The organism is Rubrivivax benzoatilyticus JA2 = ATCC BAA-35 (assembly GCF_000190375.1).
In the GTDB taxonomy this organism is placed as follows: domain Bacteria; phylum Pseudomonadota; class Gammaproteobacteria; order Burkholderiales; family Burkholderiaceae_C; genus Rubrivivax; species Rubrivivax benzoatilyticus.
This window is the reverse complement of the sequence record NZ_AEWG01000007.1, coordinates 1-13,797: the sequence shown is the minus strand read 5'-3', so window position 1 is coordinate 13,797 and position 13,797 is coordinate 1. Positions and strand designations below refer to the sequence as shown.

The 13,797-nt window shown below is 71.7% G+C and carries 12 protein-coding genes and 2 pseudogenes; 8 read left to right on the top strand and 6 right to left on the bottom strand.

The annotated features are described in order from the left end of the window. Together RBXJA2T_RS00710 and argS are read right to left on the bottom strand one after the other, a co-directional pair. Nucleotides 1-238 (bottom strand): annotated as a pseudogene (locus RBXJA2T_RS00710) (SPOR domain-containing protein); the annotation flags it as partial. Further along, nucleotides 235-1,935, bottom strand: a complete 1,701-nt coding sequence (argS, locus tag RBXJA2T_RS00705; protein WP_009855385.1) for an arginine--tRNA ligase — start codon at nucleotides 1,933-1,935, stop codon at nucleotides 235-237. The pseudogene RBXJA2T_RS00710 and the gene argS, both read right to left, overlap by 4 nt. A gap of 94 nt (nucleotides 1,936-2,029) precedes the next feature. Between argS and RBXJA2T_RS00700 the strand changes: the two genes are divergently transcribed. Then, nucleotides 2,030-3,385 carry a serine/threonine-protein kinase gene (locus tag RBXJA2T_RS00700; RefSeq protein WP_009855384.1) on the top strand — a complete coding sequence of 452 codons (1,356 nt, stop codon included), beginning with the start codon at nucleotides 2,030-2,032 and terminating at the stop codon, nucleotides 3,383-3,385. Nucleotides 3,386-3,643: 258 nt separating this feature from the next. On the opposite strand, the gene RBXJA2T_RS00695 is transcribed toward RBXJA2T_RS00700, so the two are convergent. Continuing rightward, nucleotides 3,644-4,558: a sigma-70 family RNA polymerase sigma factor gene (locus RBXJA2T_RS00695; protein WP_009855383.1), complete on the bottom strand. Its 915-nt coding sequence runs from the start codon at nucleotides 4,556-4,558 to the stop codon at nucleotides 3,644-3,646. Nucleotides 4,559-4,693: 135 nt separating this feature from the next. On the opposite strand from RBXJA2T_RS00695, the gene RBXJA2T_RS00690 reads away from it, so the two are divergent. Then, complete coding sequence (locus RBXJA2T_RS00690) at nucleotides 4,694-4,972, top strand: PsiF family protein (protein WP_009855382.1); 279 nt, start codon at nucleotides 4,694-4,696, stop codon at nucleotides 4,970-4,972. Nucleotides 4,973-4,982: 10 nt separating this feature from the next. Here the strand turns inward: RBXJA2T_RS00690 and RBXJA2T_RS00685 are convergent, their stop codons facing one another. Beyond that, the gene (locus RBXJA2T_RS00685; protein ID WP_009855381.1) at nucleotides 4,983-5,897 is read right to left on the bottom strand and encodes a LysR family transcriptional regulator; all 915 of its coding nucleotides are present in this window, start codon (nucleotides 5,895-5,897) and stop codon (nucleotides 4,983-4,985) included. A 162-nt stretch (nucleotides 5,898-6,059) separates the two neighbouring features. On the opposite strand from RBXJA2T_RS00685, the gene RBXJA2T_RS00680 reads away from it, so the two are divergent. Both RBXJA2T_RS00680 and RBXJA2T_RS00675 read left to right on the top strand, forming a co-directional pair. Then, nucleotides 6,060-6,749, top strand: coding sequence for a haloacid dehalogenase type II (locus RBXJA2T_RS00680; RefSeq protein ID WP_009855380.1), 690 nt, complete (start codon nucleotides 6,060-6,062; stop codon nucleotides 6,747-6,749). An 11-nt stretch (nucleotides 6,750-6,760) separates the two neighbouring features. After that, the gene (locus tag RBXJA2T_RS00675) at nucleotides 6,761-8,950 is read left to right on the top strand and encodes a malate synthase G (RefSeq protein WP_009855379.1); all 2,190 of its coding nucleotides are present in this window, start codon (nucleotides 6,761-6,763) and stop codon (nucleotides 8,948-8,950) included. A 2-nt stretch (nucleotides 8,951-8,952) separates the two neighbouring features. Here the strand turns inward: RBXJA2T_RS00675 and RBXJA2T_RS00670 are convergent, their stop codons facing one another. After that, a complete protein-coding gene (locus RBXJA2T_RS00670) occupies nucleotides 8,953-9,330 on the bottom strand; it encodes a TraR/DksA family transcriptional regulator (RefSeq protein ID WP_037290783.1) in 378 nt (125 codons plus the stop codon). Between RBXJA2T_RS00670 and RBXJA2T_RS20605 the strand changes: the two are divergent. The 4 genes and pseudogenes from RBXJA2T_RS20605 to RBXJA2T_RS00655 all read left to right on the top strand — a co-directional run. Continuing rightward, nucleotides 9,297-9,914 (top strand): annotated as a pseudogene (locus RBXJA2T_RS20605) (NAD(P)/FAD-dependent oxidoreductase); the annotation flags it as partial. The gene RBXJA2T_RS00670 and the pseudogene RBXJA2T_RS20605 overlap by 34 nt on opposite strands. Nucleotides 9,915-10,180: 266 nt before the next feature. After that, complete coding sequence (locus RBXJA2T_RS20600; RefSeq protein WP_237704838.1) at nucleotides 10,181-10,681, top strand: hypothetical protein; 501 nt, start codon at nucleotides 10,181-10,183, stop codon at nucleotides 10,679-10,681. Nucleotides 10,682-10,686: 5 nt separating this feature from the next. Further along, nucleotides 10,687-11,454: a class II glutamine amidotransferase gene (locus RBXJA2T_RS00660; RefSeq protein ID WP_009855377.1), complete on the top strand. Its 768-nt coding sequence runs from the start codon at nucleotides 10,687-10,689 to the stop codon at nucleotides 11,452-11,454. Nucleotides 11,455-11,512: 58 nt separating this feature from the next. Beyond that, nucleotides 11,513-13,210, top strand: a complete 1,698-nt coding sequence (locus RBXJA2T_RS00655; protein ID WP_009855376.1) for a M14 family metallopeptidase — start codon at nucleotides 11,513-11,515, stop codon at nucleotides 13,208-13,210. A gap of 194 nt (nucleotides 13,211-13,404) precedes the next feature. On the opposite strand, the gene RBXJA2T_RS00650 is transcribed toward RBXJA2T_RS00655, so the two are convergent. After that, the coding region (locus RBXJA2T_RS00650) for a response regulator (protein ID WP_009855375.1) at nucleotides 13,405-13,797 on the bottom strand (393 nt) is incomplete at its 5' end.

Genomic DNA, 13,797 nt, shown 5'->3' with positions numbered 1-13,797 from the left:
GCGCCGAGGCGGCCGCCGCCGGCAGCGGCGGCTGCTTGCCGGCCAGCGGCGCGTTCGGGTCCCAGCGCTTGTTGCGCTCGACCTCGGCGCTGTCCTGCTCGGCGGTGCGCTGCGGCACCTTGTCGATGAAGGGCACCGGCGCCTTGGTGATGTACAGCGCCACCGCCAGCGCGATCGCCAGGCCGGCGAGCAGGCCGACGATCAGCCCGAGCGCGAAGCCGCCGCGCTGGCCCTTCACGCCGGCACCTCTTCGGCGGCGGCGCGCGACATCGAGGTCGGCGCCGACACGCCCAGCATGCCCAGCGCGTTGCGCAGCACCTGGGCGGTGGCCGCCAGCAGCGCCATGCGCGCGCGGGCCAGCGCCGGGTCATCGACGAGGAAACGTTCGGCGGCGTAGTAGCTGTGGAAGGCCGCGGCCAGGTCGCGCAGGTAGAACGCGACGTCGTGCGGCGCGTGTTCGGCCGCGGCGCGCTCGAGCATGCCCGGGTAGGCCGCCAGCTGCAGCATCAGCGCGTATTCCGACGGCGCCGTCAGCCGCGACAGGTCGGCGCCGGCGAAGTCGGTCTCGCCCTGGTACTGCGCCAGCACCGAGCAGATGCGCGCGTGCGCGTACTGGACGTAGAAGACCGGGTTCTCGTCGTTGGCCTTCAGCGCCAGGTCGATGTCGAAGACGAACTCGGTGTCGGCCTTGCGGCTGATGAGGAAGTAGCGCACCGCGTCGCGGCTGGTCCAGTCGATCAGGTCGCGCAGCGTGACGTAGCTGCCGGCGCGCTTGGAGATCTTCACCTCCTGCCCGCCCTTCATCACGGTGACCATCTTGTGCAGCACGTAGTCGGGGTAGCCGGCGGGGATGCCGACGCCGGCGGCCTGCAGGCCGGCGCGCACCCGCGCGATCGTGCCGTGGTGGTCGCTGCCCTGGACGTTGATGACCTTGGTGAAGCCGCGCTCGAACTTGGCGATGTGGTACGCGACGTCGGGCACGAAGTAGGTGTAGCTGCCGTCGGACTTGCGCATCACGCGGTCCTTGTCGTCGCCGTAGTCGGTGCTGCGCAGCCACAGCGCGCCGCCGTCCTCGAAGGTCTTGCCGGCGGCGACGAGGCGGCGCACGGTGTCCTCGACGCGGCCGTCGGCGTAGAGGCTGGACTCGAGGTAGTAGTTGTCGAAGCGCACGCCGAAGGCCTGCAGGTCCAGGTCCTGCTCGTGGCGCAGGTAGGCGACGGCGAACTGGCGGATGCCGTCGACGTCGTCGGCGTCGCCCGAGGCGGTGAAGGCGCGGTCGTCGGCGTGCACCGTCTTCTTCGCGGCGAAGTCGGCGGCGATGTCGGCGATGTAGTCGCCGTTGTAGGCCGACTCGGGCCAGCCGTCGTCGCCGGGCTTGAGGCCCTTCAGGCGGCAGCGCGTCGAGGTGGCCAGGTTCTGGATCTGGACGCCGGCGTCGTTGTAATAGAACTCGCGCGTCACGTCCCAGCCCTGCGACTCGAACAGGCGGCAGATCGAGTCGCCCAGCGCCGCCTGGCGCCCGTGGCCGACGTGCAGCGGGCCGGTCGGGTTGGCCGAGACGAACTCGACCATCAGCTTGCCGGCGCCGGCCGGCTTGCGGCCGAAGGCCTCGCCGCCTTGCAGCACCTCGGCGACGACGGCCTGGCGCGCCGCCGGCTTCAGGCGCAGGTTGATGAAGCCCGGGCCGGCGATCTCGAGGGCCTGCACCCAGCGCTCGAAGGCCGGCTGGCGGCCGAGCAGCTCGACGAGCTGCTGGCCGACTTCACGCGGGTTCTTCTTCAGCGTGCGCGCCAGCCCCATCGCGGCGGTGATCGCGAGGTCGCCGTGGGCGGCCTGCTTGGGGGACTCGAACGCGGCGACCGGGGCGGCGCCGGGGGCCAGTTCGGCCAGCGCCGCGGCCAGCGCCTGCAGCAGCTCTTGCTTGGCTTGGATCATCGGCCGATTCTACTTTTGGGCCCTGCTCCCGGCGCGGGCTCGCCGGGGCGCGGCGAAGGTGGCAACATCGGCCGGCCCCACACGGCCCGAGACGATGACCGACGCCCCCACCACGACGTCCACCTTCTTCGACCCCGACCTGCCCGAGCGCATCGGCAAGTACCGGGTGCTCGAGCGCCTGGGCGAGGGCGCCACCAGCGAGGTCTTCCGCGCCCGCGACGAGTTCCGCGAGGAGGACGTGGCGATCAAGCGCGTGCGCCCGGCGCTGGCCGCCGACTCGCGCGAGAGCCACTTCCAGCAGCGTTTCTTCGCCGCCGAGGCGGCGCTCGTCGGCCGGCTGCAGCACCCCAACGTCGTGCGCATCCTCGACGCGGTGGCCGACGGCCAGGCGCCGTACCTGGTGATGGAGTACGTGCCCGGCTCGACGCTCAGGCGCTTCTGCCGTGCCGACGCGCTGCTGCCGCTGGACCAGATCGTCGAGATCGGCTTCAAGTGCGCGATGGCGCTGGACTACATGTACCGCCAGGGCCTGATCCACCGCGACGTGAAGCCGGCCAACCTGCTGGCGGTGGTCGACGGCGACCAGGTCGTCGACGTCAAGATCACCGACTTCGGCAGCGTCTTCAACTTCGACACCGAGCGCACCCAGATCTACCGCGTCGGCTCGCTGGCCTACATGTCGCCCGAGCAGCTCGACGGCGACACGCTGGACTGCCGCGCCGACATCTATTCGCTGGCCGCGGTGCTGTACCACCTGATCGCCGGGCGCCCGCCGTTCGACGCCCAGCAGCAGCCGGCGCTGATGCACCAGATCTACCGCGCCGAGCCGCCGGCGCTGGGCCTGCTGCGCGAAGGCGTGCCGCCGCGGCTGGAGGCGCTGATCCTGCGTGCGCTGTCCAAGAAGCGCGACGAGCGCCCGGCCGACTGGAGCGCGTTCGCGCAGGCGCTGTCCGAACTCGTCGCCAACCGCGAGGTGACGCAGGGCCACGCCCAGAACGTGCTCGACTCCGAGCGCTTCAACCTGCTGCGCAAGCTGGAGTTCTTCTCGCGTTTCGGCGACGTCGAGCTCTGGGAGGTGGTGCACCGCGCGAAGTGGCAGCGTTTCCCCTACGGCCACGCGCTGTTCCGCAAGGGCGACACCGGCAACGCCTTCCACATCGTCGCCGCCGGCCAGGTGGACGTCTACCGCGACGGCCAGCGTGTCGCCCGGCTGGGCATGGGCACCTCGGTCGGCGAGATGGCCTACCTGGCGCCCAGCGAGGAGCTGCGTGTGCACAGCGCCGACATCCTGGTGTCCGAGCCGCTGACCAGCATCTCGTTCACGCCGGAGACGCTGGTGCAGCTGTCGATGGACACCCGCCACCGCTTCGACCAGGCCTTCATCGGCGTGCTGGTGCGCCGGCTGCACGCCGCGCACGAGGCGCTGGCGCATCCGCGCCGCATCCTCTAGGCGTCGGCGCCGCAGAAGCCTCGCCGATTCCTAGCCTGCGGCTTTGCGTACGGCTCCCCCGAGCCCCCTCCGAGAGGGTGCTCCAGCTTGTTCGACGGCTCCCTCCAGCCTCCCTCCGCGAGCGAGGCTCCAGTCAGTCTGACGAGTGCCTTTGCGCCGTTCAGCGTGCACCGAGCACGTGCCTTCGGCGCGTGCGCGTTCCGCGCCCAACAGCTCGTTTGAACGAGCACGTGCCTTCGGCGCGTGCCCGTTCCACGCCTACCAGCGCGTGCCTTCGGGCACGTCGATGTGCACGCCGAAACGTTCGGCCGGCGAGACCAGCACGTCTTCCATCATCGCGCCCCACGGCCCGGCTTCGGGGCGCGCCTGCAGCTCGCGCTCGCGCTGGGCGACCAGCGCCTCCATGTCGGCGCGGTCGGGCCGGCGGGTGCGGTCGGTGGCGCGCTGCTGCGGCGCGGTGCCGAAGCGCTGCGCCATGCGCCGCAGCAGCCCGTGGTACATCTGCGAGACCCGCGACGGCGTCACCTTCAGCGACGCCGCCAGCTCCACCGGCGACATGCCGATGCCGAGGTAGGCGTCGATCACGCGGCGCTCGCGCTCCGGCAGCTGGGCGAAGAAGGTCTCCAGGTGGCGCAGCACGATCGCCGTGTCCACCCGCGCCTCGACCTCGTCCTTCTCGGTGGCCGGGTGGTGGCGTTCGGTGAACTCGGGCTCGTCGTCCTCGCCGCTGCTGCTGCGCTGCTGGCTCGCCTGGGCCAGCTGCTCGAGCAGCGCCACCTCCTCCAGGTCCATCTTGCACAGCCGCGCCAGCTCGGCCAGGCCGGCCTCGCCGCCGTTGGTCGAGCGCCAGCGCTCGCGCGCGATCTGCAGCACCTTGATCTTGCGGCGCTGGGCGCGGGTCAGCACGTCCATCTGGCGCAGCTCGTCGATCATCGCGCCCTTGACGCGCTGGCGGGCATAACGCGCGAAGGCCTCGTGCGCCTCCGCGGTGTCGGGGTCGCCGTCCCAGACGAAGCTGAGCGAGGCCTGGGCCACGGCGATCAGCCCGACCTGGATCAGGTCGGCCTTCTCGACATTGGCCGGGAGGTGGCGCACCAGCGACTGCGCCTGCTGGCGCACCCAGCTCTGATTGCGGGCCACGAGGGCCGAGGGCACACCCTCCAGCGAGATCATGGGCGCCTATCTTCCGGCCCGCGGCGGCCGGCCACAAGCATCGGGCTGGAAATTCGCCACGATTGCCCCTGGCCCGCGGCCCGGGCCTCTGATCCAATCGACGCCGGCCCCGGAGGGCAGACCAGGAGAAACGACATGAAGAGCACGATCATCGCCGCCGCGATCGCGGGCCTGCTGGCCTGCGGCACGGCGCTGGCCGCCGAGACGGCGCAGCAGAGCAAGATGAAGACCTGCAACCAGGACGCCGGCGACCGCAAGGGCGACGAGCGCAAGGCGTTCATGAAGGAATGCCTGTCGGCCAAGCCGGCCAAGGCGACGCCGCAGGAACGCATGAAGACCTGCAACGCCGAGGCCGCCGGCAAGACCGGCGACGAGCGCAAGGCCTTCATGAAGGAGTGCCTGTCGGCCAAGTGAGCTTCCTGCTTCAGACGGCGGCCCGGGCCCAGTAGCCCGGGTCGCCGTAGCTGTGTTTGACGAAGTCGATCCACAGCCGCACCCGCAGCGGCAGCAGCCGCCGTTGCGGAAACACGGCGTAGATGCCGTTCGGCGGCGCGGAGAACTCCTCCAGCACCGCCACCAGCTGCCCCGAGGCGATGTCCTGCTGCACCTCCCAGGTGCTGCGCCAGGCGATGCCCAGGCCCGCCCGGCACCAGGCGTGCAGCACCTGGCCGTCGCTGCAGTCCAGCCGGCCCGTCGGGCGCAGGTGCTGCACCTGGCCGTCGACGAGAAAGGCCCAGCCGCGCGTCTGGCTGGCGTCCGACGACAGCGTCAGGCACTCATGGCGCGCCAGGTCGGCCGGCGTGCGCGGCACGCCGGCGCGCTGCAGGTAGCGCGGCGAGGCCACGCACAGCCGCCGGTTGTCGGCCAGGCGCACGCTGACGAGGCTGGAGTCGGCCAGGTCGCCGACGCGGATCGCGCAGTCGAAGCCCTCGTTGACGATGTCGACGACGCGGTCGCTGAGGTTCAGCGACAGGCTGACGTCCGGATGCTCGGCCATGAAGCTGGGCACCAGCGGCGCGACGTGGCGGCGGCCGAAACCGGCCGGCGCGGTGATGCGCAGATGGCCGCTGGCCTTGACGCCGCCGGCGCTGACGCTGGCCTCGGCGTTGCCCAGGTCGGCCAGCACCTTCTGGCAGTCCTCCAGGAAGGCGCTGCCTTCGTGGGTCAGCGTGATGCGCCGCGTCGTGCGCAGCATCAGCTTGACGCCCAGCCGCTCTTCCAGCGCGTCGATGCGCCGCCCGACCACGGCCGGTGCCACGCCCTCGGCCTGGGCTGCGGCGGTGAGGCTGCCCTTGGTCGCGACGGCGACGAAGGATTCGATCTGCTTGAGGCGCGGCATCGGCGGGATTCGTGATTCCGGTAGCCGGATTGCCGGCTGATCTTACGCTGGCTCCGTGCCTTGAAGGTTGGAATCGGGCCGGTTTCGTGCGCCTGGTGCACAGGACTCCGAACTCCGGCGTACGCAATCGAGGCCGCCGCGGCGATTAGATTCCTCCGCATCATGGTCGCCCGCACGCCCGCCCCGCCCCGCGCCGTCGTCTTCGACGCGTTCGGCACGCTGTTCGACGTCTACAGCGTGGGCCTGCTCGCCGAGCAGCTGTTCCCGGGCCACGGCGAGGCGCTGGCCCAGCTCTGGCGCGACAAGCAGATCGACTACACGCGGCTGGTGTCGATGAGCGGCCGCTACCGCCCGTTCTGGGACCTCACGCGCGCCGGCCTGCGCTACGCCGCCGCGCGCCGCGGCCTGGCGCTGGACGCCGCCACCGAGGACCGGCTGATGAACCAGTACCGCCACCTCAGCGCCTTCCCCGAGGGCCGCGAGGTGCTGGAGGCGCTTAAGGCGCGTGGCGTACCGGCGGCCATCCTCAGCAACGGCGACCCCGAGATGCTGGCCGTCGCGGTGCGCAGCGCCGGCTTCGCGCCGCTGCTGCAGCACGTGATCAGCGTCGAGCCGGCGCAGCGCTACAAGACCGACCCCGCCGCCTACGCGCTGGCGCCGGCGACGCTGGGTGTCGCCGCGCGCGAGATCCTGTTCGTCTCCAGCAACGGCTGGGACGCGCTCGGCGGCACCTGGTACGGCTTCACGACGCTGTGGGTCAACCGCGCCGGCCTGCCGCCCGAACCGTTCGACACCGCCCCCACGCGCACCGGCGCCAGCCTGCGCGAGGTTCTTTCGTTCTTCCCTTCCTGAAACGCCTCCTCATGCGCACGACCTTCCACCGACTGCACGTCGACACGCTGCTGGCCCGCTTCATCGAAGACCAGGTGCTGCCCGGCACCGGCATCGAGCCCGCTGCCTTCTGGGCCGGCTTCGACGCCCTCGTCGCCGACCTGGCGCCGAAGAACGCCGCGCTGCTGGCCGAACGCGACCGGCTGCAGACCGAGCTCGATGCCTGGCACGCCAAGCACCCGGGCCCGATCAGGAACATGGCCAAGTACCGCGCCTTCCTCGAGAAGATCGGCTACCTGGTGCCGGTGCCGGCCAAGGTGAAGGCGACGACGAAGAACGTCGACAGCGAGCTCGCGCTGCAGGCCGGCCCGCAGCTCGTCGTGCCGATCACCAACGCGCGCTACGCGCTCAATGCCGCCAACGCGCGCTGGGGCTCGCTGTACGACGCGCTCTACGGCACCGACGCGCTGCCCGAGACCGACGGCGCCACGCGCGCCGGCGCCTACAACCCGGTGCGCGGCGCCAAGGTCGTCGAGTACGCGCGCCACGTGCTCGACCGCACCGTGCCGCTGGCCAAGGGTTCGCACCTCGACTCCACCGGCTACCGCGTCGAAGGCGGCCAGCTCGTCGTGACGCTGAAGGACGGCAAGACCGTCGCGCTGAAGAAGCCGGCGCAGTTCGTCGGTTATCAGGGCGAGGCCGCCGCGCCGTCGTCGGTGCTGTTCGTGCACCACGGCCTGCACCTGGACCTGCGCATCGACCGCGGCACGACGATCGGCGCCTCCGACCCGGCCGGCGTCTGCGACCTCGTCGTCGAGGCGGCGCTGTCGACCATCCTCGACCTGGAAGATTCGGTGGCCGTCGTCGACGGCGCCGACAAGGTGCTGGCCTATTCCAACTGGCTGGGCATCCTGAAGGGCACGCTGACCGAGCAGGTCACGAAGGCCGGCAAGACCTTCACGCGCGGCCTGAACCCCGACCGCCGCTACACCGGCCCGAACGGCGAGGAGGTCGTGCTGCACGGCCGCTCGCTGCTCTTCGTGCGCAACGTCGGCCACCTGATGACGACGCCGGCGGTGCTGTTCGGCGACGACGGGCGCGAGATCCCCGAAGGCATCCTCGACGCCGTCGTCACGACGACGATCGCGCTGCACGACCTGCAGCGCCACGGCGCGAACGGCATCGTCAACTCGCGCGCCGGCTCGATCTACATCGTCAAGCCGAAGATGCACGGCCCGGCCGAAGTCGCCTTCGCCAGCGAGCTGTTCGGCCGCGTCGAGGCGCTGCTGGGCCTGCCCAAGGCGACCGTCAAGCTCGGCATCATGGACGAGGAGCGCCGCACCAGCGTCAACCTCAAGGCCTGCATCGCCGCCGCCGCCGACCGCGTGGCCTTCATCAACACCGGCTTCCTCGACCGCACCGGCGACGAGATGCACACCGCGATGCAGGCCGGCGCGATGCTGCGCAAGGGCGACATGAAGACCACCGCCTGGATCCAGGCCTACGAGCGCCAGAACGTGCTCGTCGGGCTGGAGTGCGGCCTGCGCGGCAAGGCGCAGATCGGCAAGGGCATGTGGGCCATGCCCGACCTGATGGGCGCGATGCTGCAGCAGAAGATCGCCCACCCGATGGCCGGCGCCAACACCGCCTGGGTGCCCAGCCCGACCGCGGCGACGCTGCACGCGATGCACTACCACCAGGTCGACGTCGCCAAGATCCAGAAGACGCTGGAGAAGACCGACGTCGACGCCGAGCGCGAGGCCCTGCTCGAAGGCCTGCTGACGGTGCCGGTGGTCAAGAAGGCCAAGTGGAGCGACGCCGAGATCCAGCAGGAGCTCGACAACAACGTGCAGGGCATCCTCGGCTACGTCGTGCGCTGGGTCGACCAGGGCGTCGGCTGCTCCAAGGTGCCCGACATCCACGACGTCGGCCTGATGGAAGACCGCGCCACGCTGCGCATCTCCAGCCAGCACATCGCCAACTGGCTGGAGCACGGCGTCGTCGACAAGGCGCGGGTGCGTGCCACCTTCAAGCGCATGGCCAAGGTCGTCGACCAGCAGAACGCCGGCGACCCGGCCTACCGCCCGATGGCCGGCCGCGCCAAGGACAGCGCCGCGTTCCAGGCGGCCTGCGACCTGGTCTTCAAGGGCACCCAGCAGCCGTCCGGCTACACCGAGCCGCTGCTGCACGCCTGGCGGCTGAAGGTGAAGGCGGCGGCCTGACGCTAGCGCGAGGGCTGGCGCTCGCGCCGGCTCTCGCAGCCGACGCAGCGCAGCGCCCAGGGCTCGGCCTTCAGCCGGTCGAACGGGATCGCCTCGTCGCAGTCGGCGCAGCGGCCGTACGCGCCGGCCTGCAGCCGGCGCAGCGCGGCGCTGACCTCGCCCAGTTCACGCAGCTCCAGGTCGGACAGCGCCATGTCGACGTCGCGCTCGTCCTCACGCTGCGGCTGGTCGTCGTGATCCTGCTCGCGCAGCTCGTGCGCGTGCTCGGCGCGCGACAGGCCCTGGTGGTGGTCTTCGAGCCGGCGGTCGAGCTGGTGCTGCCGCTGCACGAGCGCGGCTTCCAGCCATGCCCGCTGGCCCGCCGTCAGTTGGGTGGACATCGTCTTCTCCTCGGCAGGGCTCTCGGGAGCCTCGGTGCGGCTCATCTTGCGCCGCGCTGTCGGGTGCTGAATTGAGGTTCATCAAGCCGCAGCCCGCCGCGGCGGCCCCGGCCGCGCTCCCTACAATGGGCCGCGTGTCGCCTCCCGTGCTTCCGGCTGCCTGCGAAGTGCTCGTCGTCGGCGCCGGCCCGGCCGGCAGCGCCTGCGCGCGCACGCTCGCCGCGGCCGGGCACGACGTGCTGCTCGTCGACCAGCACGTCTTCCCGCGTGACAAGGTCTGCGGCGACGGCCTGATCCCCGACGCCCACGCCGCGCTGCGTGTGCTCGGCGTGCACGACGAGGTGATGGACCGCGCCCTGCGCGCCGCGCACGTGCGCTGCGTCGCGCCGCGTGGCGGCCACGTCGACGTGCCCGGCACGCTGGCGGTGCTGCCGCGGCGTGATCTCGACGACATCGTCTGCCGCGCCGCGCGTGCGGCCGGGGCGCGTTTCGCCGCGCCGTGGCGTTTCGTCGCCCCGCTGCTCGACGGCGAACGTGTCGTCGGCGCCCGGCTGCGTGGCGACGGCATCGAACACGAGGTGCGTGCACGCTGGGTCGTGCTCGCCACTGGCGCCGCGGCGCCGCCGCTGGTCGCCGCCGGCGTCTGCGAGCGCCGCGCGCCCAGCAGCGTCGCGCTGCGCGGCTACCTGCACCACCCGGAGCTCGCGGCGACGCTGCGCGAGCTGCAGATCGTCTGGCACCCGCGCCTGTCGGGCGGCTACGGCTGGATCTTTCCCGGCCCGGGCGGCACCTTCAACGTCGGGGTCGGGCTGACCGCCAGCCACGCCAGCGAAGAAGGGGCCGGGCCTCGATGCGCGAGGTCAACCTGCGCCGGATGCTCGACACCTTCGCCGCGGTGCACGCCCCGGCGGCCGGCCTGCTGGCGCGCGGCGAGCTGCGCGGCGACTGGAAGGGCGCGCCGCTGCGCTGCTCGCTGGGTGGCGCACGCTGGTCGCGCCCCGGGCTGCTGGTCACCGGCGAAGCCGCCGGCAGCACCTACGCCTTCACCGGCGAGGGCATCGGCAAGGCGCTGGAGACCGGCCTGCTGACCGCCGCCGCGCTGGCCGAAGGCGGCGACGATGCCGCGGTGCGCGCCCGCCACGAGGCCGCGCTGGCCGGCCTGAAGCCGCGTTTCGAGCTCTACGAGAAGGCCGCGCACGTCAACCGCCTGCCCTGGCTGGCCGACCTCGTCGTCTGGCGCGCGCGCCGCAGCCCGCGCATCCTGCGTCGCATGAGCGCGGTGCTCGAGGAGCGCCAGAACCCCGGCCGCCTGCTCAGCTGGCGCGGCATGACCAAACTGATGTTCGAGTAACCGCGATGTGCCAGCTGCTCGGCATGAATGCCAACACGCCGACCGACGTGATGTTCAGCTTTGCCGGCCTGGCCTGCCGCGCCGACGAGCACAAGGACGGCTTCGGCATCGGCTTCTTCGAGGAGCGCGGGCTGCGCCACTTCATCGACCACCACGGCGCGCGCACCAGCCCGGTGGCCGAGCTGGTCAAGCACTACCCGATCAAGAGCCTCAACGTCGTCGCCCACATCCGCAAGGCGACGCAGGGCCGCGTCGCGCTGGAGAACACCCACCCGTTCGTGCGCGAGCTGTGGGGCCGCTACTGGGTGTTCGCGCACAACGGCGACCTGAAGGACTTCGCGCCGCGGCTGCACGGCGCCTTCCGCCCGGTGGGTGACACCGACAGCGAACGCGCCTTCTGCTGGCTGATGCAGGAGCTGGACAAGGCCCACGCCGACCTGCCGAGCATCGACGAGCTGACCTGCACGCTCGCCGAGCTGCTGCCGCTGCCGGCGCGCCACGGCACGTTCAACCTGCTGCTGTCCAACGGCCAGGCGCTGTGGGCGCACGGCTCGACCAAGCTGCATTCGCTGGAGCGCCGCCATCCGTTCGGCGCCGCGACGCTGGCCGACGAGGACCTGACGGTCGACTTCGCCGCGCTGACCCAGCCCGGCGACCGCGTCGCCATCGTCGCCACCGAGCCGCTGACCGCCGGCGAGCCCTGGTCGGCGTTCGCACCGGGCGAGCTGCGTGTCTTCGTCGACGGCGAGTGCCGGCTGCGGCGCTGCCCCTGAGCCCCACGCACGGCCGGCGCGGGCCACAATCGCCGCGGTCTCCCGCCGCGACGACACCATGGCCGCCATTCCCGTCCCCCGCTTCGACGTCTTCTACCGCCACGCCGAGCTTTCGCGCCTGCTGGCCGACTACGCCGCCGCCCGCCCCGGGCTCGTGCGGCTGGAGTCCATCGGCAAGAGCCACGAGGGTCGCGACATCTGGCTGGTGGTGCTGACCAACCCCGACACCGGCGCCGACGTCGACAAGCCTGCGTTCTGGGTCGACGGCAACATCCACGCCGCCGAGCTGACCGCCAGCACCGCCTGCCTGTACTGGCTGCACCAGCTCGTCACCGGCTACGAAGCCGGCGACGAGAAGATCCGCCAGCTGCTGGACACGCGCGCCGTCTATCTCTGCCCGCGCCTGAACCCCGACGGTGCCGAGCTCGCGCTGGCCGAGCGCCCGCGCCACATCCGCTCGTCGACGCGGCCCTACCCGTATGCCGAGGAGCCGGTCGACGGCCTGACGATCGAGGACGTCGACGGCGACGGCCGCATCCTCTACATGCGGGTGCCCGACCCGCATGGCCCGTGGAAGAAACACGCCGAAGAACCGCGGCTGATGGTCGCGCGCGAGCCCGGCGAGTTCGGCGGCGAGTACTACCGGCTGATCCCCGAGGGCACGCTGAAGCACTTCGACGGCGTGCGCATCAGCGCAAACCGCGACGTCGAGGGCCTGGACCTGAACCGCAACTTCCCCGCCTACTGGCGCCAGGAGTTCGAGCAGCTCGGCGCCGGCCCCTACCCGGCCAGCGAGCCCGAGGTGCGGGCGATGGTCGACTTCCTCGTGCGCCACCCCAACGTCGGCGCCGCGGTCAGCTTCCACACCCACAGCGGCGTCATCCTGCGGCCGATGGGCACCCAGTCCGACGACGACATGACGCCCGAGGATCTGTGGATCTACAAGCGCCTGTCCGACATCGGCGCCAGGCTCACCGGCTACCCGGCGATCAGCACCTTCCACGACTTCAAGTACCACCCGAAGGAAGTCATCACCGGCACCCAGGACTGGGTCTACGAGCACCTCGGGGCGCTGTTCTGGACGGTCGAGATCTGGGCGCCGAACAAGGAAGCCGGCATCAGCGACTACAAGTGGATCGAGTGGTACCGCGACCACCCGCCCGAGGACGACCTGAAGCTGCTGAAGTGGAGCGACGAGCAGTGCGGCGGCCAGGCGCACGTCGACTGGTACCCGTTCCGCCACCCGCAGCTGGGCATGGTCGAGCTCGGCGGCTGGGACCGCATGAACTACTGGCGCAACCCTCCGCCGGCGCTGCGCGAGCGCGAGGCGGCACGTTTCCCGGCCTGGCTGACGCAGCTCGCGCTGTCGCTGCCGAAGCTCGAGCTGCTGCGCGCCGAGGTGCGGGCGCTGGGCCCCGACACCTGGCGCGTGCGCCTGGCCGTCGGCAACGCCGGCTACCTGCCGTCGAACATCAGCAAACGCGCGATCGAACGCAAGACGGTGCGCGGCACGGTGTTCCGCATCCACCTGCCGCCCGAGTGCACGCTGATCTCCGGCCGCGAACGCATCGAAGGCCCGCACCTGGACGGCCATGCGCCGCGCCAGTCGCTGCAGGCCTTCCTGCCGCAGCGCGAGATCACCGCCGACCGCGCCGTCGTCGAATGGGTCGTGCAGGGGCCGCGGGGCGCGGCGATCGGGCTCGTCGCCAGCGCCGACCGCGCCGGCACGGTGCGCACCGAGGTCACGCTCGACTGAAGGAGCTGCGACGGGGCTTGCTCGTCGCAGTCAAGCTGCCGCCGTGGACCGGCTTTGCCGGGCCACCGGCGGCGCCCCCTTGAGGGGGCCGTGGCGGGACTAGAACCGTCCAGTGGACGGTTCTTGCCAGCCGAGGAGCCGGGCCGCCGGCCCGGCGCGGCCTGCAAGGTGCGCCGAAGGCGCTTCGGGGGGGGTCAGTTCCTCACCCAGCGGGCGAGGGTCTCGCGGAGTTTGTCGGCGTCGATCGGCTTGGTCAGGAAGTCGTCCATGCCGGCGGCGGTCGCGGCCTCGCGTTCGCTGACCAGCGCCGCGGCGGTCAGGGCGATGATCGGCAGGCGCCGGCCGGCCTCGCGGTAGCGCAGCGTGCGCGTCGCCTCGTAGCCGCTCATCACCGGCATCTGCACGTCCATCAGCACGGCGTCGAAGGGCCGGCCGCTGGCGGCGGCACGTTCCACCGCCTCGACCGCCTGGCGGCCGTCGACCGCCTGCTCGACCTGCAGCCCCCAGCGCTCCAGCAGCGCCACCGCGATCATCATGTTGACCGGGTTGTCCTCGGCCATCAGCACGCGTGCGCCGGCCAGCTCGCG

Coding starts and splice junctions, on each gene's coding strand:
- RBXJA2T_RS00660 (WP_009855377.1), top strand. CDS start 10,687: ATGTGCCAGCTGCTCGGCATGAATGCCAACACGCCGACCGACGTGATG.
- RBXJA2T_RS20600 (WP_237704838.1), top strand. CDS start 10,181: ATGCGCGAGGTCAACCTGCGCCGGATGCTCGACACCTTCGCCGCGGTG.
- RBXJA2T_RS00675 (WP_009855379.1), top strand. CDS start 6,761: ATGCGCACGACCTTCCACCGACTGCACGTCGACACGCTGCTGGCCCGC.
- RBXJA2T_RS00685 (WP_009855381.1), bottom strand. CDS start 5,897: ATGCCGCGCCTCAAGCAGATCGAATCCTTCGTCGCCGTCGCGACCAAG.
- RBXJA2T_RS00700 (WP_009855384.1), top strand. CDS start 2,030: ATGACCGACGCCCCCACCACGACGTCCACCTTCTTCGACCCCGACCTG.
- RBXJA2T_RS00670 (WP_037290783.1), bottom strand. CDS start 9,330: ATGTCCACCCAACTGACGGCGGGCCAGCGGGCATGGCTGGAAGCCGCG.
- RBXJA2T_RS00655 (WP_009855376.1), top strand. CDS start 11,513: ATGGCCGCCATTCCCGTCCCCCGCTTCGACGTCTTCTACCGCCACGCC.
- RBXJA2T_RS00680 (WP_009855380.1), top strand. CDS start 6,060: ATGGTCGCCCGCACGCCCGCCCCGCCCCGCGCCGTCGTCTTCGACGCG.
- RBXJA2T_RS00690 (WP_009855382.1), top strand. CDS start 4,694: ATGAAGAGCACGATCATCGCCGCCGCGATCGCGGGCCTGCTGGCCTGC.
- argS (WP_009855385.1), bottom strand. CDS start 1,935: ATGATCCAAGCCAAGCAAGAGCTGCTGCAGGCGCTGGCCGCGGCGCTG.
- RBXJA2T_RS00695 (WP_009855383.1), bottom strand. CDS start 4,558: ATGATCTCGCTGGAGGGTGTGCCCTCGGCCCTCGTGGCCCGCAATCAG.